This window comes from Pseudomonas sp. R4-34-07, from assembly GCF_003852375.1.
GTDB lineage: Bacteria > Pseudomonadota > Gammaproteobacteria > Pseudomonadales > Pseudomonadaceae > Aquipseudomonas.
This window is the reverse complement of sequence record NZ_CP027760.1, coordinates 1,729,752-1,750,547: the sequence shown is the minus strand read 5'-3', so window position 1 is coordinate 1,750,547 and position 20,796 is coordinate 1,729,752. Positions and strand designations below refer to the sequence as shown.

The following is a 20,796-nucleotide window of genomic DNA, read 5'->3' as shown; positions in this document are numbered from 1 at the left end:
ATCATGAATAAACACGCCGTCCTCCAGCTGATCCTGGAAAAACTCTGCGCCGACCTCGACATCGCCCAGCGCGCCGCGCAGACCGCCTACGAGACGGCGACACACGAGGAGAACATCGCAGAAAACAAGTACGACACCTTGGGGCTGGAGGCGTCGTATCTGGCGGCCGGCCAGGCCAAGCGGGTCGAAGAGATCAAGCAGTCGCTGGCGCTGTGCCAGAACCTGCAGGTGCGTGCGTACGATGACCAACGCGGGATTGAAGTGGGTACGCTGCTGGGCCTGGAAGACGAGAACGGTCGCCAGCAATGGCTGTTCCTGGCGCCGGATGCCGCGGGGCTGAAGATTGAAGTGGTCGGCCAGCCGGTCACCGTCATCACCCCGCGCTCGCCCTTGGGCAAAAGCCTGCTGGGCAAGCATGTCGAGGATGAGGTAGAGATTCTGGTGGCGGGCGCCCGGCAACAGTTCACGGTTACCGAGGCCAAATAAAGCGCGGTGGCGAGGGCGTTGGCGCCCTCGCCACACGGATCAGTGAACCGGCAATTCAACGCCGTCGAACAGTTCTTCGAGTTCCTGCTTGTTGTGGCACTGGATCGCCTTGGCCATCACTTCGCGGGTCAGGTGCGGGGCGAATTTCTCGATGAAATCGCACATGAAACCGCGCAGGAAGGTGCCACGGCGGAAGCCGATCTTGGTCACGCTGGACTCGAACAGCTCGCTGGCATCGAGCACCACCAGGTCTTTATCGAGCTGGGTGTCGACCGCCATCTTGGCGACGATGCCCACGCCCAGGCCCAGGCGCACGTAAGTCTTGATCACGTCGGCGTCGGCTGCGGTGAACACCACCTTCGGCGTAAGGCCACGGTGGCTGAAGGCCTCATCGAGCTTCGAACGACCGGTGAAACCAAACACGTAGGTGACGATGGGGTATTCCGCCAGGGCTTCCAGGGTCAGCTTCGACAACTTGGCCAGTGGGTGCCCCTGGGGCACGACCACGCAACGGTTCCAGCGGTAGCACGGCATCATCACCAAATCACCGAACAGCTCCAGAGCTTCGGTGGCGATCGCGAAATCGACGGTGCCATCAGCGGCCATCTCGGCGATCTGCATCGGCGAGCCCTGGTGCATGTGCAACGCCACGTCAGGGTATTGCTTGATGAAATCACGGATCACCGGCGGCAAGGCGTAGCGTGCCTGGGTGTGGGTGGTGGCAATCGACAGGGTGCCCTTCTTCTCGTTGGAGAATTCCTGGGCGATCTGCTTGATGCTTTCGACTTTGCGCAGGATCTCACCGGCCGTGGTGATGATGCGCTCGCCGGCCGGGGTGACGCGGGTCAGATGCTTGCCGCTGCGCGCGAACACTTCAACGCCCAGCTCGTCTTCGAGCAGGCGGATCTGCTTGCTGATACCGGGTTGCGACGTGTAAAGGCTTTGAGCGGTAGCGGAAACGTTGAGGTCGTGGTGCGCCACTTCCCAGATGTAGCGCAGTTGTTGAAGCTTCATATGAATCCCTCAAAGCAGATAGACGCCACGGGTATCAGCGACGGTATATAACTATATTAAAGGTAAGATATATAAATCTAGAACTTTTTATCGTTTTTTTACCGATCCCTATCATCGCTGCGTCGACGTTGCAGCGACGGCACCAGGTAAACCGGCACGCTCGCCAGCTGCAGCAGCCGTGCGGCGGTACGCCCAAGCGGTGTCGCCGCCGCGCTGGCTTGGCTATGACTCCCTACGATCAACAGGTCCACGGAAAGTTTATGCAGTTGGTCGAGAATCACCTCGCAAGGGTCGCCCTGGATCACCCGCACCGAACGAATCAACTCCAGGTCCTGCTCCCCGTCCCCCAACTCCTCGCGAAAGCTGTCGAGCACCCGCTGCTCGATCGTTGCCATGACCGTGCTCAGCCCCTGGCTCTGCCATTCGCTGAGCGCCTTTTCATCAAGGTAGCTCTGCAACACCGACTCTGCGAACAACCCGATGGGCTCCACCACATGAATCACATACAAATCTGCCTTGAACGTTCGCGCCAACGCCAGGGCATGTTGCATGACGTACGGCGCATACAGGCCAAGATCCGTGGCGTACAGTATCGAACGAATCATAGAACCCCCTGGACTGCCAGGATGGCGGAGATTAAATCAGCTTAGCAGCGCCCAGGGGGTACGACTCAGCGCTCGCCCTGGATTTTCAACTCATTACTGATGCCGTGCGGCACATGCCCGGTGGCCACGACCTGCCTGGCTCTTTCGCAATGGCCGGCCTGGTCATCGAAGAACACATCGGCGGCGAATGCTTCCAGGAACGCGGATTTATCCAGGCCACCCAGGAACAGCGATTCATCCAGGCGGATATCCCATTCGCGCAACGTACGAATGACCCGCTCGTGGGACGGTGCCGAGCGCGCGGTGACCAGTGCGGTGCGAATCGGGCAGGCCTCGTCGGCGAACTCACGCTGCAACAGGTTGAGTGCCGCGAGGAACCCCTTGAACGGGCCACCGTGCAAGGGCTGGCGCGCCGACTCGCGCTCGCTGGCCTGGAATGCTTCCAAACCGCCAGCCTGGTAGACGCGCTCGGACTCGTCGGAAAACAGCACCGCATCACCATCGAAGGCGATGCGCAATTCCTCGCTCGACGCCCGACGCGCACCACCGGACAAGATAGTCGCCGCCGCAAAACCGGCGTCGAGGGCACTGCGCACATCCTCGGCATGGGTAGACAGAAACAGATGGCAACCAAAGGCGGCCAGATACGGATAGGGACTACGCCCTCCGACGAAAGCGGCGCGGGAAATATCCAGGCCGTAATGCTGGATCGAGTTGAACACTCGCAAGCCGGTATCGGCGCTGTTGCGTGACACCAAGACCACCTCGACACGGGCACGCCCGAGGCTGGCGTTGAGGCTCAGCAGTTTCTTGACCAGCGGAAAAGCATCGCCGGGTTCGAGGATTTCCTCCTCGTGCTCGATCTGGTATTTGCGATAGGGCTCAACCCCTTCGGCGAGGTACACCGTGTGGCTCTCGCTCAAATCGAACAAGGCCCGCGATGAAATCGCCAGCACCAGTTTGTCGCTCAATCCTGTCGCCATGTGCTTGCCCCCAAATCAGCGAGTGTGCCGATCAATAAAACTCAAGGCCTGGTAAAGCGCCTGCATGCGCGGCAATTCGCAGCCGGCTGCTTTGGCGGCAGCCAGCGGTCGGGCGTAGATGGCCTCAAGTTCCAATGGGCGCTTGTGCGCGTGATCGTGGTACATGCTGGGCAGGTAGTCGTCCATGGTTTCGGTCATGGCGAACATCTGCTCGGCGTAACTTGCCGCAATGTCATGGCCGCAGGCACCAGCGCCCTGTACCACTTCGGCCATCAGCGCTTGAATCAGCGCGCGGCTGGACTCATCCGCCATCAGCGCGCGGGTCCCCGTGCCCAGCAAGACAGAGAGGCCGTTGAACGGCACGTTCCACACCAACTTATGCCAGCGCGCCTGATGCACGCTGGCCATGGCCTGGGATTCAATTCCCGCTTGATGAAACAGAGCGGCCCCCTCTTCGACAATCGCTTGCTGGCGCGCTTGATCGTTGGCTGCCATGCCACTGTGATAGCCCAGATTGACCCGCCCCAGCGCTTGATGCTCGACGACGCCCGGCGCGGCGCGATGCACGCCGATGTAGCACAGGCCACCCAGCAAATGCAGCGACGACGGCAGGTGCTCGCGCAAGCTGTCTTCCACATCCAGTCCGTTTTGCAGCAGCACCACCTTGGCGTCCGGCGCCGCGACCTGGGCAATGGTCGGCGCCAGCTCGGGGTTGCCGGTGGATTTGGTCCCCACCAACAACCAATCGCACGGCGGCATATCGGCAGGGCTGGCATACGCTTGCACCGGGTGCAGGTGCAGGTTGCCATGCACGCTACTGTTGACGCGCAGGCCGTGCTCGCGGACCGCCGCGTATTCGCTGCGCAGCAGGAAATGCACATCGAACCCGGCACGCGCCAGCATCAGGCCGTAGAAACCGCCAATGGCACCGGTGCCAATGATGCCAATGCGTGGCGAAGGGTGTGCAAGTGCGGTCATGGCAAATCCTCTGGTGTGCGGGTGAGCGCCTGGTTTATCGCGTCGACAAGGTCGGGCGGTGTAAGACGCGTCTGTAATTGCCCAAGAAATTGACCCTCGCACACTAGGAACAACGCGGGCAAATGAAAGATCTGGTAACGTTCGACCGCGCCGCCGTTGTGCCCGGCATCCACCCAGCACAGCCGGTCCACCGGCAAGCGCCAGCCCGGCAACTGCTGGCGCGCCCAGCGGCAACTCGAACAACCGACACTGGTAAACACGACCAGCGAACACCCTGGCAACCCCAGCAATTGCTGGTCGATATCCAGGTCGGTCAATTCCAGTTGCTTCACTATACTGCTGCCACTGCCGTCCATTGGACGGTGTTCGGAGTCCGTGTACATGGGTCGTTTTCTACCTCACCCTGATGATGTCGCTGTCGAGTTGATCCAACGTCCCTCTCCTGCCCTGCCCTCCCAACGCCTGCGCACTATCGGCCGTGGTGGCATTGCCTGCAACTGGCCGCGTGCCTGGCGCCCTGGCACGGCGGTCGACCTGCATATCCCCTCCCTGGGCGCCAGCGCCCGCTATCCAGGCTATGTCGCGTGGTGCCGCAGGGTGGAGGCCGGCTATCGCATCGGCATCTGTTTTGCCGACGAACATGCACTGTTCGGCGCACGAATGGGTGAGCAAGTGTGCCAGATCGAACGCTACTGCCGCCTGCACGACGCCGCCGAGCCCACGCCCCAGCAACTCGAAGCCTTGGCTCGCGACTGGGTATCGCGCCACGCCAATGAGTTCTCCCATGAGACGGTTGTGCAGCCAGTGCTGGATTAAAGCGGGCTTTGCCCATTGTCGCGGGCCCGTGTTACGCGCTAAGGTTCCTCCCCCCTGCATCCAAATCATGCTGTGCTCCGCCGCACGGGGATGGCTGGCGGCCGGCACCCGTGACCCTGACGAGTAACACGATGGCTGATTTACCGATCAATGACCTTAACGTTGAATCCAACGAGACCCTGATCACGCCCGATCAGCTCAAGCGCGAAATTCCCCTGAGCGACGCTGCCCTGCAGACCGTCACCAAGGGCCGCGAAGTCATCCGTGACATTCTCGACGGCACCGACCACCGCCTCTTCGTCGTGATCGGGCCTTGCTCGATCCACGACCTCAAGGCGGCCCACGAGTACGCCGAACGCCTCAAGGTGCTGGCAGCGGAAGTGTCCGACACCTTGTACCTGGTGATGCGCGTGTATTTCGAGAAGCCGCGTACAACGGTTGGCTGGAAAGGCTTGATCAACGACCCGTACCTGGACGACTCGTTCAAGATCCAGGACGGCTTGCACATCGGTCGTCAACTGCTGCTGGACCTGGCGGAAATGGGCCTGCCCACCGCTACCGAAGCGCTGGACCCGATTTCCCCGCAGTACCTGCAGGACCTGATCAGCTGGTCGGCCATCGGCGCCCGCACCACCGAGTCCCAGACGCACCGCGAAATGGCGTCCGGCCTGTCCTCGGCCGTGGGCTTCAAGAACGGCACCGACGGTGGCCTGACGGTGGCGATCAACGCGCTGCAATCGGTCTCCAGCCCTCACCGCTTCCTGGGCATCAACCAGGAAGGCGGCGTGTCCATCGTCACGACCAAGGGCAATGCCTACGGGCACGTGGTACTGCGCGGCGGCAACGGCAAGCCCAACTATGACTCGGTCAGCGTCGCACTGTGCGAACAGGCGCTGAACAAGGCCGGGATCAAGCCCAACATCATGGTGGATTGCAGCCACGCCAACTCCAACAAGGACCCGGCCCTGCAGCCGCTGGTGATGGAAAACGTCGCCAACCAGATCCTCGAAGGCAATCAGTCGATCATCGGCTTGATGGTTGAGAGCCACCTGAACTGGGGTTGCCAGGCCATTCCAAAAGACCTGGCCGACTTGCAGTACGGCGTGTCGATCACCGATGCGTGCATCGACTGGGCCGCTACCGAGAACACCCTGCGCAGCATGCACGCCAAGCTCAAGGACGTATTGCCCAATCGCAAACGCACCTGAAGCTGAATCAGGCACACACAAAAACGCCGGGCTAAACCCGGCGTTTTTTTATGGCTGCTCGTTCAGAGCTTTGCGGCATGGCGCTGGTGGCGCTCCATGTAGCGTTCCACATAAGAGCAAGACGGGATGACCGTGTAGCCTGACTCTTCGGCGAACTTCAACGCTTCTTCAGTCAACGCGGCCGCAATGCCACGCCCACGCAACGCGTTGGGCACGAACGTACGATAGATATCCAGGGTCTGTTTCCCGAGGTCCATGTAGGTCAGATAGGCACGATGACCGTCCACATTGGTCTCGAACTGATGACCAGCCTGGTCATGGTGGATGGACAACGCCTCGCTCATCACTACTCCTCGCGGGTCTTGAATATTGACCCTACCTTACCGATGTTTTTCCGGCGAAGGAACATCTACGCCACCCCGTGCCGGTTTCGACAACGAGAAAACCCTGAGCGCTCACACCTGCACGTAGGGAATAGTAGGCACCAATCCAGCAATTGCTCAAGGCACACTCGTCATCCCCTGCCACAGGTGCAATATTAGAAAGCGCCTCGATCACCCGGTGATCGAACGCCTGAACATTGCCGGCAGTTGAAGCGTGAGACGAACTGGCGCCGTTAAAGTCACCTCTAGATGAGCGAAAGATGCCCGGTGCGAGACAACCCACCGCAACGGAAGTGCCGGCTTGGATATATAAAATTTCATCTGTTCACACCGCTCGACGCATGCGGGCCGGCCCTTTCAGCCTGGATCCAATCTTCGGCAGAATGAAAAAATCTGGCGGGTTTTTATACAAACCTTCAAAAGATTAGCCAAAATAGATTCGGTGCAAGAATTTTTTTTGCTTCTTGCGCTACGTCAGTTTACTTACTACAAGTAATGGGTAGTATGTACGCCGGCTATTAGCTCACTCTGAGACAGTAGCCATCTAATAGAAAGTCCTTGAAGGGGAACACGATGAACAACGTTCTGAAATTCTCTGCTCTGGCTCTGGCCGCAGTTCTGGCTACCGGTTGCAGCAGCGTCTCCAAAGAAACCGAAGCTCGTCTGACTGCAACGGAAGACGCAGCAGCTCGCTCCCAGGCTCGTGCAGACGAAGCCTACCGTAAAGCTGATGAAGCGCTGGCTGCTGCTCAAAAAGCACAACAGACTGCTGACGAAGCTAACGAGCGCGCTCTGCGCATGCTTGAAAAAGCAAGCCGCAAGTAATAATCCCTCGGGGTTGTTATCAAGCCGATCCATTTATGGGTCGGCTTTTTTTTACCTGAAATCCGCTGCGCCAGGCAGCAGGAGCGGGCTTGGGGTAATGCCGGTCAGTAAAGCGAAAGAGGGTCACTGTAGGAGCGAGCTTGCTCGCGAAAAACGTCTAGGCAACACGTTCATTCTGGATAAACGCGGTGGCCCTGAGTTCTTCGCGAGCAAGCTCGCTCCTACAAAAGCCTTAACTGACTGGCATTAGGGCTTGGGGCGTCTATTGAAAATCAACTGGCGCGCTGGAAGCGATCGGAGCGACGCCAGGCACACCGATTTCCGTCGGCAAACCATCCTCCGCCGCCACCACATCACGCACCTGATCCCAATTCACCCGCAGGCTATTGGCCAGGTCCTCACGCTTGAGCAAGGCATTGATCACCGCCGTGTGCTTGTCGACCACCGACGGCGTGCCATCGTCGTTCAACGGCGTATGAGCTTCGAGGTAGACCTTGCCGCCGGCGCTGCCGAACTTATAGGCGTCGTTGATGATGCGTACCGAGGTGCCGACCGGCACCATGCTGGCCATTTCCAATACGTTGTTGTTGAACATACGGAAGCAACCGTGGCTGGTACGCGTGCCGATACCAAATTTCATGTTTGAGCCATGAATCAGATAACCCGGCGTGCCCAGGGTGAACTTGAACGGGCCCAACGGGTTGTCGGGGCCGGCAGGCACCACGTTGGGCAGCGGGTCACCGTTGGCGGCGTGTTCGGCCTTGATCGAAGCGGGCGGTGTCCAGGTAGGGTTCGGCGTCTTCGCGATGATGCTGGTATGGGCAATGGGCGATCCCCAGCCTTCACGACCAATCCCCAACGGAAAGGTGTAGACCACGTTCTGGCCCTTGGGGTAGTAGTAGAGCCGATACTCCGCAAGGTTGATCACAATGCCTTCGCGCTGGCCCGGCGGCAGGATGAAACGCGTCGGCAGCACGATGTCCGTCCCCGCGCCTGGCAGCCAGGCATCGACGCCCGGGTTGGCCGCGACCATTTCCGAATAACCCAGGTCATACGTGGTGCCCAGGTCGGCAAACGTATCTTCGTATTTGGCCTTGATCACCTGGACCTGGCCGACGATGTCCTCACCAGGGGGCGGCAACGGCAACTGCAAGGCTTGCGCCGCGCCGGCCGCACAGAGCGCAGCAAGAGACAGGCAACAGGTAACGACGGAGAGGCGCGACAACATCCGGAAAATCCTTCGCAGACGACGGTAGGAAAAAACTGATTGTATACGTGAAGCGAGCGCCTGGCATCAAGCCGGCCGCGCTAGAGCTCGAAGCGCAGCTCTGGCCAGATCGGCGGTGTACCGCGCTTTTGCGACTCGAGAATCGCCCTGCACAACGGGCACAGCCGCTGGTCCTGGAAGATCGAACGATCCACCGAAGACCAGAGCGGTTGCGCCGGCAGTAAGGTGCCGCAGAGCGTGCGGTCAATCGAGCCGCCCAACTCCAGTTGACGCGCCACCAGATGCACCCGGACTTCCTGGCAGGCGAACAGATCCAGCTGTTCGTCCGGCTCGATCAGTTGGTAATTAAACAGGGACCAGGCAGGACGCGACATCAGGGGCTCCAAATCGGGGGGGCGCCACCTTAGCCGAAAGCCTGCCGGTAGAAAAGCGTCATAACAGCGGTTTTAGCGTTGGCCAGACATTTTCCAGCAACTTGCCCTGGGCCGGGACTGCCGGGTGCAGGCCGTCCGCTTGCATCAGGTCGGGGTGACCGCCCACCCCCTCCAGGAAAAACGGCACCAGCGGCACCTTTTTTTCCTCTGCTACTTCGCCGAATACCTTGGCGAACGCTTCGACGTAACGCTTGCCATAGTTGGGTGGAATCTGCATGCCCAGCAGCAGCACCTTGGCACCGCTGTCCTGGGACGCCTGAATCATCGAAGCAAGATTTTGTTTCAATTGCGCCGGCGGCTGACCACGCAGCCCATCGTTGCCGCCCAACTCGATCACCACCACATCCGGTTTATGCGCTGCAAGCGCCGCAGGCAACCGCGCGAGGCCTCCGGCACTGGTGTCGCCACTGATCGAAGCATTCACCACTTTATCGTCAAAACCCTCCTGCTTGAGCCGTTGCTCCAGCAGGGCAACCCACCCTTTGCGGGTATCCAGGCCGAAACCGGCACTGATACTATCGCCAACGATCAGGACTGTACCCGCCGCTGCGTTCTGGGCCATGCACATCAAGGCCAGGCCAGCACTCAAAAACCACATTCGCATCGGATTCTCCATGGGCGCAAGCATTCTCACCGCGCGAAACCTCAGCAAAGTGGTTCCCAGCGCGGAAGGTGAACTGACTATCCTGCACGAACTGAGCCTGGAACTGAACAAGGGCGATAGCCTGGCTATCGTCGGCAGCTCCGGTTCCGGCAAATCCACCCTCCTCGGCCTGCTGGCCGGCCTTGACCTGCCCAGCAGCGGTGAAGTCACCCTGGCGGGCCAAGCGTTGAGCAGCCTCGACGAAGACCAGCGCGCGCGGATCCGTGCCGAACACGTGGGCTTCGTGTTCCAGTCCTTTCAGTTGCTCGACAGCCTCAATGCGCTGGAAAACGTCATGCTGCCACTGGAACTCGACGGCCGCAAAGATGCCCGCGAGCGCGCCACGCACCTGCTGGAGCGCGTCGGCCTTGGCAAGCGCCTGACCCATTCGCCGCGCCAGCTGTCCGGCGGCGAGCAGCAACGTGTGGCGATTGCCCGCGCGTTTGCCGCCGAGCCAGACGTACTGTTTGCCGACGAGCCCACCGGCAACCTCGACAGCCACACCGGCGAGCGCATCAGCGACCTGCTGTTCGAACTCAATAAAGAGAGCGGCACGACCTTGGTACTGGTCACCCATGACGAGCGCCTGGCCCATCGTTGCCGACGCCTGATCCGCCTTGAAGCCGGCCTGATGGTCGCGCCCCTGGAGCCTTGATGGCACGCCTGCCGTTGTTACGTCTGTTCAGCCTTGCCATGCGCCAATTACTGCGCGATGCCCGCGCCGGTGAACTGCGTGTATTGTTCTTCGCGCTGCTGGTGGCCGTGTCCGCCAGCACCGCTATCGGCTATTTCGGCGCACGTCTCAACGGCGCCATGCTGTTGCGCGCCACCGAGTTCCTGGGCGCGGACCTGATACTCGAAGGCAGCTCGCCGGCCCGCCCCGAGCAGGTCAGGTCCGGCACCGAGCTGGGCCTGGATCATGCGCGCATCGTCGAATTTTCCAGCGTAATCGCCGCGGATAACGGCATCCAGCTCTCCAGTATCAAGGCGGTCAACGAGCAGTACCCGTTGCGCGGCGAACTCAAAAGTACGGGTGAGCCCTTTGGCGCCGAAACCCCAGGCGGCGGCCCAAAACCCGGTGAAGCCTGGGTGGAAGCGCGGCTGCTGACAGCGCTGGACCTGAAGGTCGGCGACAGCATCGACGTGGGCATGAAGACCCTGCGGCTGGCACGCATACTGACGTACGAGCCCGACCGCGCCGGCAATTTCTACAGCCTCACGCCCAGGGTAATGATCAACCTGGCGGACCTGGATGCCACCGGCGTAGTCCAGCCTGGCAGCCGCGTGAGCTATCGCGAACTGTGGCGCGCACCACCGGGCAGCACGGCGCTGCAAACCTATCGCGACCTGGTCAAGCCGGGCCTCGCGGCCAACCAGCGCCTGCAGGACTCGCGCGATGGTAACCAGCAGATCGGCGGTGCCCTGGGCAAGGCCGAGCGTTACCTGAATATGGCCAGCCTGGTGGCGGTGTTACTGGCCGGCGTGGCCGTGGCGCTGTCGGCCAACCGCTTTGCCAGCCGCCGCTTCGACGCCAGCGCCCTGCTGCGCTGCCTGGGGTTGTCACGACGCGAGACCATGCTGCTGTTCAGCCTGCAACTGAGCGTACTGGGCCTGTTGGCGAGCCTGGCCGGCGCCCTCCTCGGCTGGCTCGCGCAATTTGGTCTGTTCTACTTCCTGCACGACCTGTTGCCCGCAGACGTGCCACCCGGCGGGCTGCTACCGGCCGTTGCAGGGATCGGCACCGGGCTGGTTGCCCTCGCCGGCTTCGCCCTCCCGCCCCTGGCCGCACTGGGCCGGGTGCCGCCACTGCGGGTACTGCGTCGCGACCTGCTGCCTATCCCCTCGAGCACCTGGATGGTTTATGGGGCGGCGCTCTTTGCCCTGGGCCTGATCATGTGGCGCCTGAGCCTCGACCTGGTGTTGACCTTCGCGTTATTGGGCGGCGGCGTGGTAGCCGCACTGATCCTCGGCGGGTTGTTGCTGCTGTTATTGCAAAGCCTGCGCCGGTTACTTGCGCGCGCCTCCTTGCCGTGGCGACTGGGCCTGGGCCAATTGCTGCGCCATCCACTGGCGGCCGCCGGCCAGTCCCTGGCGTTTGGCTTGATCCTGTTGTCCATGGGCTTGATCGCCCTGCTACGCGGTGAACTGCTCGACACCTGGCAGAACCAATTGCCCAAGGATGCGCCCAACTACTTCGCGCTCAATATCCTGCCAGCCGACAAAGACGCCTTTGGCGCCCGCCTTCTGGAAGTCCAGGCGCAATCGGCACCGCTCTATCCCGTCGTGCCCGGCCGGCTGATCAGCATCAACGGCGAACCCGTACAAGAGATTGTCAGCAAGGATTCCAGCGGTGATCGCGCCGTGCAACGGGACCTGAGCCTGACCTGGGCGGCCGACTTGCCCCCAGGTAACGTACTGACGGCGGGTGCCTGGTGGGCCGCGCAACCGGGCGATGACATTCCCGGGGTGTCGGTGGAAGCCAAGGTGGCTGAAAGCCTGAAACTCAAGCTCAACGACCATCTGGTATTCACCATCGGCGGGGAGAATCGCGAGGCACGGGTCACTAGCCTGCGGACCATCAACTGGGACAACTTCCAGCCCAACTTCTTCATGATCTTCCAACCGGGCACTTTGAAGGATTTGCCGACCACCTACCTGACTAGCTTCTATCTTGCGCCTGGGCATGACCAACAGATCGTCGACCTGTCCCGAGCCTTTCCGGCCGTCACTATCCTGCAGGTCGAGGCCCTGCTGGAACAGCTGCGCAGCATCCTCGCCCAGGTGACCCTGGCGGTGGAATACGTGCTGCTGTTCGTACTCGCCGCAGGCATGGCCGTGCTGTTTTCCGGTTTGCAGGCCACCCTGGACGAGCGAATCCGCCAAGGTGCGCTGCTGCGTGCACTGGGGGCCGAGCGCAGGCTGCTGATCAAGGCCCGGCGCATCGAGTTCGGCCTGCTGGGGGCGGTCAGTGGTTTGCTGGCGGCACTGGGCACGGAACTGGTGACCTGGGTGTTGTACCGCTATGCCTTCGATCTGGCCTGGCACCCTCACCCCTGGCTGTTGCTGCTGCCAGTGATCGGTGCGGTGCTGATCGGTGGCGCCGGGGTGTTCGGTACACGCCGTGCGTTGAACGCCAGCCCGCTGACGGTGCTGCGCGAGGGCTGAAACACGAATGGCGCTTGCTCCACTCGGAGCAAGCGCCATTCGTTGCTATTTCACATATTCAATCCGGGTAATCCACCAGCACACCTCACCGCCGGGGGTCTGCACGATGGCTTCATCGTCCACCGCCTTGCGCAGCAGCGCACGCGCCATGGGAGAGTCGATAGAGATGTAATCCATTCGGTCGTAGATCTCGTCATACCCCACAATGCGAAAACGCTTGGTCTCGCCCTGCTCGTTCTCGACATCGACCCACGCCCCAAAAAACACCTTGCCCTCCTGCTCGGGCATGTATTCCACCACGCGCATATCTTCGAGGCGTTTGCGCAGGTAGCGCACCCGCCGATCGATCTCACGCAACAGCTTCTTGTTGTACTGGTAATCCGCGTTTTCGCTGCGATCTCCCAGAGAAGCCGCCCACGTCACCTTGCGCGTCGTGTCCGGGCGCTTCTCACGCCAAAGGTAGTCCAACTCCTTTTTCAGCGCTTCATGGCCTTCTTTGGTAATCAGCTTGGTACTCAAACGCGCACATCCCCAGGCAATGTCCATTAGTGTCGACAGGCCACGGCATCATACCCTGGCGTCGGCTGGCGGGGAGCGATGATAAATCAACGGCGCAAAGTTTCCAGATCGACAGGCTCATCGACTCAGCCCTGTCCATCGAGTACCTGGTCCAGTTCAACGAGCGTGCCTTGCAGGCGCTGTCGCATCAGCGATAGCTGCGACATCATCAGCACCATCTTTTCGGTCTTTTGACTCACCTCCAGTTCTTGCTCCTGCAGTCGCGAATGGCGTTGGTCCAACGCCCGGCTTTTTTCATCCTGCTGGGTCTGCTGTTGTTGCAGTCGGGCCTGCCACTGTTCAAGCATCTCTTCGCGTTCGGTAACGGCCTGTTTTTTCTGCGTCAGTTCCTGGGCAACCCTTGCGAGATTGCTCAGCGTACTGTCTATCTCGAGCATGGAGGTCTGCTCCCTCGGAGAGAGGGAGGACGACGGGGTTTCGAGGTGTTCTGCCTGAACGGACTGCGCTCGGGGTTCGGCTGGCACCTGCGGCACCTCCGGCACCTCGGGTTCCGTGACCTGTGAATGAGGTGGCTCTTCAACGAGGGCTTCTTCCACAGGCGGCGGGGCGGACTTGGGCTGGCTCTTGCCTCGGGGCGGTGCAACCATTTGCGATGAAAAGCGAATGGAAGGCACGATGACTGCGCTGCTTTCGATCGCAGGCGCAGCAGGGGCAGACATGCCCAATGTAATCACCTTCATCACAAGGGCTTTCTTGACGATCACCGAGTGATGGTCCTCGGGCCTGGCAGGCGGCAACCTGCAGCCTTTCAGGTCAATGAAATGAAACGGAACCTGAGATTCATTGAGGGCACTGTCCTTATTGCCCGATGCCGCCGCCATCATCAGGATTTGCTTGAAGACTTGCATCGCTACTTGCAAATCCTCTTTGGACTCGACGCCGCCAAGGAAATACCGCTCGAGTTTTTTGCGCAAGGCCGCGATATACACCCTGGAATGACCAGGCTCGGCTTCTTCATCAAGGCTATACACCAGGAAGTTGGAAGCAGTCTGTTCGACAGCGAACCCACACAGCAGTGCGCCGTTGACCGGGGCATTCTCGCCGCTGCGCTCAAGAACAAGGGTACGTAAAAGCATCATGGCAGTCAGGCCTCATTATAAAAAGAAAACCTTATATAAATATCAGACAAATATCCGACCATTATTAAGTACTCAACACACAACAATTGTTTCAGTACGTTATCAACTCAAACGTAGGACTTTACTTATTAAGTGCACCCAGCGTTCCCAAGCACGGGTATTGAACGTAGTCTTTTTAAGGCACCACCACACACTAACGAAACTTTCTTCAGGCACCGCCCAATAGATTCGGTAATCCTATGATCGAGGTCAGCAACCTGACAAAGTACCTGGGCAAAAAAAGCGTGATCAGCGACTTTTCGTTCTGTGCCCAACGCAAGGAATGCGTGGGTTTGCTGGGCGAGCATGGCGCCGGTAAAACAACATTGCTGAATTTGCTTTCCGGCATGATCAAGCCCACCAGTGGGCATATCAGTATTCAGGGTTTCAGTACCCAGACCGATTCAGTTCTCGCCAGGCAAGCCGTTGGCTACCAGCTTCAAGGGGGAATCACCCATCACACGCTGTCGGTCAAAAGCATCCTCAACTTCGTTGCCGCCGCTCGAGGGTTCAGCGGTGCCGAAAAACGCAGGCACGTGGACCGGGTCGCCACACGACTGGAGCTACTTCCTGTACTCAACTGCCCCATCAATGTGCTCAGCCAGGACTTGAAGCGCAGAGTCGCGATTGCGCAAGCCATTGTGCATTCCCCCAGCGTGCTCCTGCTGGACGAGCCCATGGAAGGGATGAACGCCGAGCAACGGCTCAAATTCAGGGCGCTTGTTCAGTCCCTTAACGAGGAAATGAGCGTCATCATTGCCTCCCGCCATTACGACTGGCTGTCCGACATCTGCACCCGCGCCCTGGTCATCGCAAGCGGGCGACTGATTATCGACGCTTCGCTGGAAGATTTGCAGCGCAGTTCCCGGCACTTCCAGGCGGTGACACTCGCAGCGGATCCGCCCCTGGATCTACTCGCGCTTGCGGTATTACCAGGGGTTGCAGGCATCGAAGAAGACCGTCTAAACCCAGGCAAAGTGACGGTTCTGGCCATGCCCGGGCACGCCATCTTCCCCGCCATCAATTCACTCATTACCCATCGCGGCTGGAACATAACGTCACTGCATCTGGAGCCAGGTCGCTTGAACGATGTCGTTCACCCTCTGAGCCACGAGGTATCGCCTTGAAACTGCTGCCCCTCATTTTCAAACGCCAACTCGCCAGTTATGCCAGCACCCCCATCACTTACCTGAGCGTGGCGTTTTTCCTGGTGCTATGTGCGGCGCTGGGATTGCACACCTACCGCTGGATGGAGCGAGACAGCAGCGACTTGCAGGCTTTTTTCGAGCTGCACCCCTGGCTCTATCTGCTACTGATACCCAGCTTATCCATGCACATGTGGTCTGATGAACACAGCGCCGGATTTTCCAACATGATCAAAACCCTGCCCGTCACCTCAGCAGAACGGGTGATCGGAAAATTCCTGGCAGCCTGGGCGGTATGCAGTGCTGCGCTGTTGTTGAATTTTCCTATAGTGATCGCCGCCCATTATCTTGGAACGCCTGATAACGGGGTAATCGCATCACAATTTCTGGCAAGCTGGCTGCTGGCAGGAAGTTATCTAGCTGCCGGTTGTTTTATCTGTGTACTCACGCACCAGCGCCTTGTAATTTTCCTATTGACGATGGGCTTGCTGCTGACCATCAGCGGGCTTTCTTCAATCCTGGATGCACTTGAACATCAGGCACCGATCTGGATAGTTGATAGCGTGATGAGGCTTGACCCGATTTCCCGCTTCAGCTCAATGGACAACGGCAAAATAACACTTCATGACTGTTTATATTTTGTCAGCATGATCCTTGCTTTTCTCTCTGCATCCATTGTCACACTCAACTATAAAAACAGCTGAGAAGGAAAGTCGCTGATGCGATCCGCTCTTCGTACGGGTATGACATTGATCGTCATATCATTACTGTTCCTGGCATTCAATCTGGTCTGGATAAACAAACTACCCGATATTCGCTGGGACTTTTCACAACAGAAAATTCACACCTTATCGCCATCCACGCGGCAACTGCTCGCAACACTTGATAGCCCGCTGGACTTGTATTATTTCAACTCACTTACTGCACCGAAGAAAAGCCGCATTATGAAACGCTTCGGCCAACGCGTAGAAGACTTGCTCCAGGAATTCGAAGCAGCCGCCGAGGGCATGATCAATTTGCACGTTATTGACCCCACTCCTTTTTCAGAAGACGCCTACAAAGCCAGCTTATTCGGCTTGGATGACACACAGGGATACCTCGGCCTTATAGGCACGCGTGCCGGCCAGGGCACGCAACGTATCGAAGCGTTCAACCCCGACGACGAGCCGTTGCTCGAGTATCAAATCAGCCAGCTGATCCATAAATTGATGCACCCCCAGCGTCCCAGCGTCGGCCTCCTGTCCGGGTTGCCGTTGAATGAGTCCGCCGGACACCTTTTGGAGCAAATGCGCGAGCATTTCAACCTGGTGGAGTTGGCATCGAACATTACCCAGGTGCCTCCATCTGTAGGTAGCTTGATGGTGGTACAGCCAAGGGCGCTAGCCGAACAAACCCTTTACGCCATCGAGCAATTTGCCTTAAGCGGCGGCAAGCTGATGGTCTTCATCGACCCGGTGAGCGAGATGGGGGCTGAAACCTTAGCGGTAGACTCCGAGCTGGATGGCCTGTTGACCACATGGGGCATACGGATGCCCGCGAACAAGCTGTTGGTTGACAGTCTTTACGCCTCCTCGGCCTCGCTCGGGCCAGGCTTGCCTACCGTATTGCACCCAGCCAGGTTGAAACTGCCACGCCTGGCAATGACCGCGCACGACGTCAGCACCTGGAAACTCGACAGCCTGAGCGTATCAAGCAGTGGCGCACTCTTGCGCACTCGAAAAAGCCGGATGACGTTCACCCCGCTGCTACAAAGCTCCCGGCAGTCTGCGCTGCTGGACGCCGGGCGTTTCGCTTCAGCGACGGCGTTCGATTCACTCATCGACGAAGCTTCCACCTCGGGTCAGCGCCATGTGATCGCCGCTCGCCTGGAGGGGCCGGCCTACTCGGCATTTCCTGACGGTCTCAGGGGACAGCCGCCAGGCTTACAAAAGGCTGCCCGAATCGAGGTGGTGGTGGTTGCCGATACCGATTTACTCGCGGACGCCGTCAGCCAGACAACGGCCAACAGCAACGTGCAGTTCGTATTGAATACCCTGGATAACCTGGCGGCTCCCGCAGAACTGGCGAATATTCGTCCGCGCCTCACTTCGCATTCACTCAGTACCCTGGAACCCATGCGCGAAGCCGCCGCACAGACCTATCGGGAAACGGCCGCAGAACTGGAACGTCGTCTTGAGCGTACCGAGCAAGCGTGGCAGCGGTTGAATCCACAAGCCACACGCTTGGGCACCCAGGCCGTGGACACCAATACCCAGTTGCAAGCGCTCAACAAAGAGCGCCTGCGCCTGCCCATGGAACTTCATGCCCTCAAGACTCAGGCGTACGCGCCGCTGCACCGCTTCGAGCGGAACCTGAAGCTGCTGATGATCGTAACGGTACCGCTGGTGTTATGCCTGATCGCCTGGGTACGTTATCGCTGGCTGTGTCGACGCCGATGGCCGCCCGCGGGCTTCAGTTGAACATTTGGGGTTGGTAATCAGCGACGGGCAATCAGCCCTTGCCGGGCAATCCGCGTCAGTTGGCGGATCACTTCTTCGGCGTTGTCCGCACTCGGCGCCTGGATCACCGCGAGGTCAAAGCTGTTACTGGCAAAACGGGCCAGGGAGTCGCCATCTTCCACGAACTGGATCAAGAACGCCGAAGGCCGCCCGGTGCGACGTGGCCAGCCGTCCAGGTAACGCAGCAGCGTAGGCTGGTGCTTGCCGCCCAGGAGGATTTTCGGGTTGCGTTGAGTCAGGTCCGCAGTGATCGGGGCCAGGCGTATCAGGGGGCGTAGTGCATTCATCGTGTCGTGTCTCTGCCTCAAAAGTCTGCGGGCAGGTGAGAGGCAACACCGAACCAGCGCTTTAGCGGTATTTCGACCCGTGCCTCCTGACGAGTGCATGGTTCTGTCGGACTGCATCGAGTCCAGTGGCGCCCCGCAATTAGCTGTTTAAATCGGCGCATGAGCAGCATCCTAGAGAAGCTGGCGGGGCAGTGTCAAGAATCCCGAGCAACGAAAAGGCGCGCACAGGGCGGGCCTCTCATGAGGTGCGAAACGCTCAGTTGGCGATGGCGCGGTCGGCCGACAGTTTGCCGGCGCCTTCGAACAGCACCGCCAGCGAGCCGCCAAGCAGGGCCAGGGCGAATTCATACCCATTGTTGGCCATGAACAGCCCGTTATGAATGTGCACCGAAAAGATCGCCACCAGGGTCAGGAAGGTCAGGCCCAATGCTGCTGGGCGTGCAAGCAGGCCGATGATCAGCGCCAGGCCGGCAAAGAACTCGGTGCCACCCGACAGCACGGCCATCAGCGTGCCCGGCGCCAGGCCAATGCTCTCCATCCACTGGGCGGTTCCCGCCAGACCACCGCCGCCAAACCAGCCGAAGAGTTTTTGCGAGCCGTGGGCAGCGAAGATAATGCCGACGAAAATGCGCAGAACAGTCAGGCCGTAGCCGGCACGGGTCGACAGGACGCGGGTAATCAGTGGGCTCATGGGGTAAATCCTTTTTCAGGTAGGGGTTGGTTGGCCGCTATATTAATCAGTTTAAACAATGATAAAAGCCGAAAAATCGCCTTATCAATATCGATAAAATCGATTATTTGCGAGACACAACTTTCGGCGCTGGCGGCTCCAGGGACTCCCGCTCCCGATCGAACGCCAAGTAGTATTTGTTGACACTATTAACATAGCTGACGCCGCCCATCCCCACCTGCTCCATGGCAATGCGTTCAACCTGAAAAAACCACTGATTGGGGTTGAGCCCCCGGCGCCTGGCTTCGGTACGCATGCCCTGCACCCGCTCCGGCCCCATGTTATACGCCGCCAGCACAAAGGCCATGCGCTCGCGCTCATTGAGCTTGGGGCTGGCGAAAAACTTACGCCGGATCATCGCCAGGTAGCGCGCACCCGCCTGCACATTACTGTCCAGATTCTCGATATTGTTGACGCCCACCCGCTGCGCCGCCGAAGGCGTGATCTGCATCAAACCGGTAGGCCCACCGCTGTTGCGTGCGCCAGGGTCCAGCGCAGACTCCTTGAAGGCCAGCGCAGCCAGGTTCAACCAGTCCATGCCTTGCTCGCGTGCATGCTTTTGCAGGATCGGGCGCAGTTTCTCCAGGCGTTGACGATCGGCGCGGGCCAACGGGTTGCGCACTTGATAGAGACGTCGATAGATACGCTGGAACGCCACATCCTGGTCGGAGGGGGTGTGATAGGTCTTGAGGAAGCGATCGATGCTCGCCCGCAGCATCGACGCATCCTGGCGCACGAACCAGTACTCGTCACCCGGCTCACTGATGGCCACCTGCTTGTCAAAGCGCAACTTGGGCAGGATTTTCGACCAGCGTTCGGCAATCGGCTTTTCCACGATGGTCAGGTGAAAGATCCCGGCCTGCACCATCTCCAGCACGTCTTCCACCGCCAGGCTCGGGTCGACCCATTCCACCTTGATCGGCGGCTGCTTGTGCAGGGCCAGCTTCTGATTGACCTGGCTGATCGCATCCGCCGCCGCGCTGCCGGTGGTCAGCGTCAGGGTGCGGCCCGACAACTGCTCCAACCTGGTAAACCGGCGTTCACCCTTGACGCCGACCAGCCACAACGGCACATCGCTGGCGATCGGGGCACTGGCGCTGATCTTGTGCGCGGCCTTCACGTCCAGCAATTCGCCAGGGGCAACCAGGTCGCCTTCGCCACGGGCCAGTGCGCCAAGCAACTGCTCCTTGGCCTTGGGGATGATCTTGAGGTTGATTTGCTGGCCATCACGGGCATGGCCATTGAGGTACTGCTCGAACGCACGCAGGCGATGATATTCGACACCGATGGCCTGGCCCTGCACTTCACCGGAGCTGTTACGGCTCTGGTTGACCAGTACACGCAGGGTGCGGCTGGAACGAATGTCTGCCAGGTCACGCACCTTGCCGGGCTTTGTCACTTCCAGCGGCCCATCCAGACGCGCGACCGCCGCCATGGGCAGCAGTAACGTCACGCACACTACAAGCAACGCCGAGGGTCGGATCATCCGCTCTCCGGAAAGAATACTGGCCAACGCCTTCGTGAATGCGAGGTGTTGGGCGTCAGAAACAGAGCGCTTTAAGCGCTGGCAAGGCGCGCAACGGCGACACGGTGAGAGGCAGCGGGCCCGGCACAATGTCGCTTGCGACGTTCAAAGACAGCGATAACGCGTTGTAGTTCTTCGTTTTTCTT

Annotated in this window: 23 protein-coding genes; 9 read left to right on the top strand and 14 right to left on the bottom strand. The window is 59.7% G+C overall.

Translation table 11 applies throughout. The annotated features are described in order from the left end of the window. The first annotated feature begins 3 nt into the window (after positions 1 to 3). Positions 4 to 486: a GreA/GreB family elongation factor gene (locus C4J85_RS07985; RefSeq protein WP_124366374.1), complete on the top strand. Its 483-nt coding sequence runs from the start codon at positions 4 to 6 to the stop codon at positions 484 to 486. Positions 487 to 525: 39 nt separating this feature from the next. Here the strand turns inward: C4J85_RS07985 and cysB are convergent, their stop codons facing one another. From cysB to C4J85_RS07960, 5 genes are all read right to left on the bottom strand, one after another. Then, positions 526 to 1,500: an HTH-type transcriptional regulator CysB gene (cysB, locus tag C4J85_RS07980; RefSeq protein WP_124370121.1), complete on the bottom strand. Its 975-nt coding sequence runs from the start codon at positions 1,498 to 1,500 to the stop codon at positions 526 to 528. Between the two features lie 98 nt (positions 1,501 to 1,598). Further along, entirely contained in the window at positions 1,599 to 2,105 is a 507-nt protein-coding gene (locus tag C4J85_RS07975) for a universal stress protein (protein WP_124366373.1), read from the bottom strand. Positions 2,106 to 2,170: 65 nt separating this feature from the next. Further along, positions 2,171 to 3,088, bottom strand: a complete 918-nt coding sequence (locus tag C4J85_RS07970) for a 5'-nucleotidase (RefSeq protein ID WP_124361901.1) — start codon at positions 3,086 to 3,088, stop codon at positions 2,171 to 2,173. Positions 3,089 to 3,103: 15 nt separating this feature from the next. Next, positions 3,104 to 4,066, bottom strand: coding sequence for a putative 2-dehydropantoate 2-reductase (locus C4J85_RS07965; RefSeq protein ID WP_124409385.1), 963 nt, complete (start codon positions 4,064 to 4,066; stop codon positions 3,104 to 3,106). Then, a complete protein-coding gene (locus C4J85_RS07960; RefSeq protein WP_124361899.1) occupies positions 4,063 to 4,449 on the bottom strand; it encodes a thioredoxin in 387 nt (128 codons plus the stop codon). Before C4J85_RS07960 ends, C4J85_RS07965 begins: the two co-directional genes overlap by 4 nt. Here C4J85_RS07960 and C4J85_RS07955 point away from each other — a divergent pair. Together C4J85_RS07955 and C4J85_RS07950 are read left to right on the top strand one after the other, a co-directional pair. Then, on the top strand, positions 4,448 to 4,882 hold the full coding sequence (locus C4J85_RS07955; RefSeq protein WP_124370119.1) for a PilZ domain-containing protein: 435 nt from the start codon (positions 4,448 to 4,450) through the stop codon (positions 4,880 to 4,882). The two genes, C4J85_RS07960 and C4J85_RS07955, sit on opposite strands and share 2 nt — an antisense overlap. A 131-nt stretch (positions 4,883 to 5,013) precedes the next feature. Beyond that, positions 5,014 to 6,090: a 3-deoxy-7-phosphoheptulonate synthase gene (locus C4J85_RS07950; RefSeq protein WP_124361897.1), complete on the top strand. Its 1,077-nt coding sequence runs from the start codon at positions 5,014 to 5,016 to the stop codon at positions 6,088 to 6,090. A 62-nt stretch (positions 6,091 to 6,152) separates the two neighbouring features. Here the strand turns inward: C4J85_RS07950 and C4J85_RS07945 are convergent, their stop codons facing one another. Further along, a complete protein-coding gene (locus C4J85_RS07945) occupies positions 6,153 to 6,434 on the bottom strand; it encodes a GNAT family N-acetyltransferase (RefSeq protein ID WP_003233387.1) in 282 nt (93 codons plus the stop codon). Positions 6,435 to 7,046: 612 nt separating this feature from the next. Between C4J85_RS07945 and oprI the strand changes: the two genes are divergently transcribed. Continuing rightward, entirely contained in the window at positions 7,047 to 7,298 is a 252-nt protein-coding gene (gene oprI / locus C4J85_RS07940; RefSeq protein ID WP_003172710.1) for an outer membrane lipoprotei OprI, read from the top strand. Positions 7,299 to 7,560: 262 nt separating this feature from the next. On the opposite strand, the gene C4J85_RS07935 is transcribed toward oprI, so the two are convergent. The 3 genes from C4J85_RS07935 to C4J85_RS07925 form a co-directional block, all read right to left on the bottom strand. After that, on the bottom strand, positions 7,561 to 8,526 hold the full coding sequence (locus C4J85_RS07935) for a L,D-transpeptidase family protein (protein ID WP_124409384.1): 966 nt from the start codon (positions 8,524 to 8,526) through the stop codon (positions 7,561 to 7,563). Positions 8,527 to 8,606: 80 nt separating this feature from the next. Continuing rightward, positions 8,607 to 8,900 (bottom strand): hypothetical protein, encoded by a 294-nt coding sequence (locus C4J85_RS07930; RefSeq protein ID WP_057722836.1) that lies wholly within the window; start codon positions 8,898 to 8,900, stop codon positions 8,607 to 8,609. 58 nt (positions 8,901 to 8,958) lie between these two features. Continuing rightward, the gene (locus C4J85_RS07925; RefSeq protein WP_124366369.1) at positions 8,959 to 9,564 is read right to left on the bottom strand and encodes an arylesterase; all 606 of its coding nucleotides are present in this window, start codon (positions 9,562 to 9,564) and stop codon (positions 8,959 to 8,961) included. 10 nt (positions 9,565 to 9,574) lie between these two features. Here C4J85_RS07925 and C4J85_RS07920 point away from each other — a divergent pair, with 10 nt between their 5' ends. Then, positions 9,575 to 10,258, top strand: a complete 684-nt coding sequence (locus C4J85_RS07920; RefSeq protein WP_065885127.1) for an ABC transporter ATP-binding protein — start codon at positions 9,575 to 9,577, stop codon at positions 10,256 to 10,258. Continuing rightward, the gene (locus C4J85_RS07915) at positions 10,258 to 12,768 is read left to right on the top strand and encodes an ABC transporter permease (protein WP_124409383.1); all 2,511 of its coding nucleotides are present in this window, start codon (positions 10,258 to 10,260) and stop codon (positions 12,766 to 12,768) included. The genes C4J85_RS07920 and C4J85_RS07915 overlap by 1 nt, the downstream gene beginning before the upstream one ends. A 45-nt stretch (positions 12,769 to 12,813) precedes the next feature. On the opposite strand, the gene greB is transcribed toward C4J85_RS07915, so the two are convergent. Continuing rightward, on the bottom strand, positions 12,814 to 13,287 hold the full coding sequence (greB, locus tag C4J85_RS07910) for a transcription elongation factor GreB (protein ID WP_124406678.1): 474 nt from the start codon (positions 13,285 to 13,287) through the stop codon (positions 12,814 to 12,816). A gap of 125 nt (positions 13,288 to 13,412) precedes the next feature. Then, on the bottom strand, positions 13,413 to 14,426 hold the full coding sequence (locus C4J85_RS07905) for a hypothetical protein (RefSeq protein ID WP_124366367.1): 1,014 nt from the start codon (positions 14,424 to 14,426) through the stop codon (positions 13,413 to 13,415). Between the two features lie 239 nt (positions 14,427 to 14,665). On the opposite strand from C4J85_RS07905, the gene C4J85_RS07900 reads away from it, so the two are divergent. The 3 genes from C4J85_RS07900 to C4J85_RS07890 are packed head-to-tail and all read left to right on the top strand — an operon-like array spanning position 14,666 to position 18,069. Then, on the top strand, positions 14,666 to 15,592 hold the full coding sequence (locus C4J85_RS07900; protein WP_124366366.1) for an ABC transporter ATP-binding protein: 927 nt from the start codon (positions 14,666 to 14,668) through the stop codon (positions 15,590 to 15,592). After that, the gene (locus C4J85_RS07895; protein ID WP_124409382.1) at positions 15,589 to 16,314 is read left to right on the top strand and encodes an ABC transporter permease; all 726 of its coding nucleotides are present in this window, start codon (positions 15,589 to 15,591) and stop codon (positions 16,312 to 16,314) included. The genes C4J85_RS07900 and C4J85_RS07895 overlap by 4 nt, the downstream gene beginning before the upstream one ends. Before the next feature lie 15 nt (positions 16,315 to 16,329). After that, positions 16,330 to 18,069, top strand: a complete 1,740-nt coding sequence (locus C4J85_RS07890) for a Gldg family protein (RefSeq protein ID WP_124409381.1) — start codon at positions 16,330 to 16,332, stop codon at positions 18,067 to 18,069. A gap of 17 nt (positions 18,070 to 18,086) precedes the next feature. Here the strand turns inward: C4J85_RS07890 and C4J85_RS07885 are convergent, their stop codons facing one another. The 3 genes from C4J85_RS07885 to C4J85_RS07875 form a co-directional block, all read right to left on the bottom strand. After that, positions 18,087 to 18,395: a class I SAM-dependent methyltransferase gene (locus C4J85_RS07885; RefSeq protein ID WP_124366363.1), complete on the bottom strand. Its 309-nt coding sequence runs from the start codon at positions 18,393 to 18,395 to the stop codon at positions 18,087 to 18,089. Between the two features lie 256 nt (positions 18,396 to 18,651). Next, the gene (locus C4J85_RS07880) at positions 18,652 to 19,086 is read right to left on the bottom strand and encodes a DoxX family protein (RefSeq protein WP_124357637.1); all 435 of its coding nucleotides are present in this window, start codon (positions 19,084 to 19,086) and stop codon (positions 18,652 to 18,654) included. A 103-nt stretch (positions 19,087 to 19,189) separates the two neighbouring features. After that, on the bottom strand, positions 19,190 to 20,611 hold the full coding sequence (locus C4J85_RS07875; RefSeq protein WP_124409380.1) for a transglycosylase SLT domain-containing protein: 1,422 nt from the start codon (positions 20,609 to 20,611) through the stop codon (positions 19,190 to 19,192). Positions 20,612 to 20,796 lie beyond the last annotated feature (185 nt).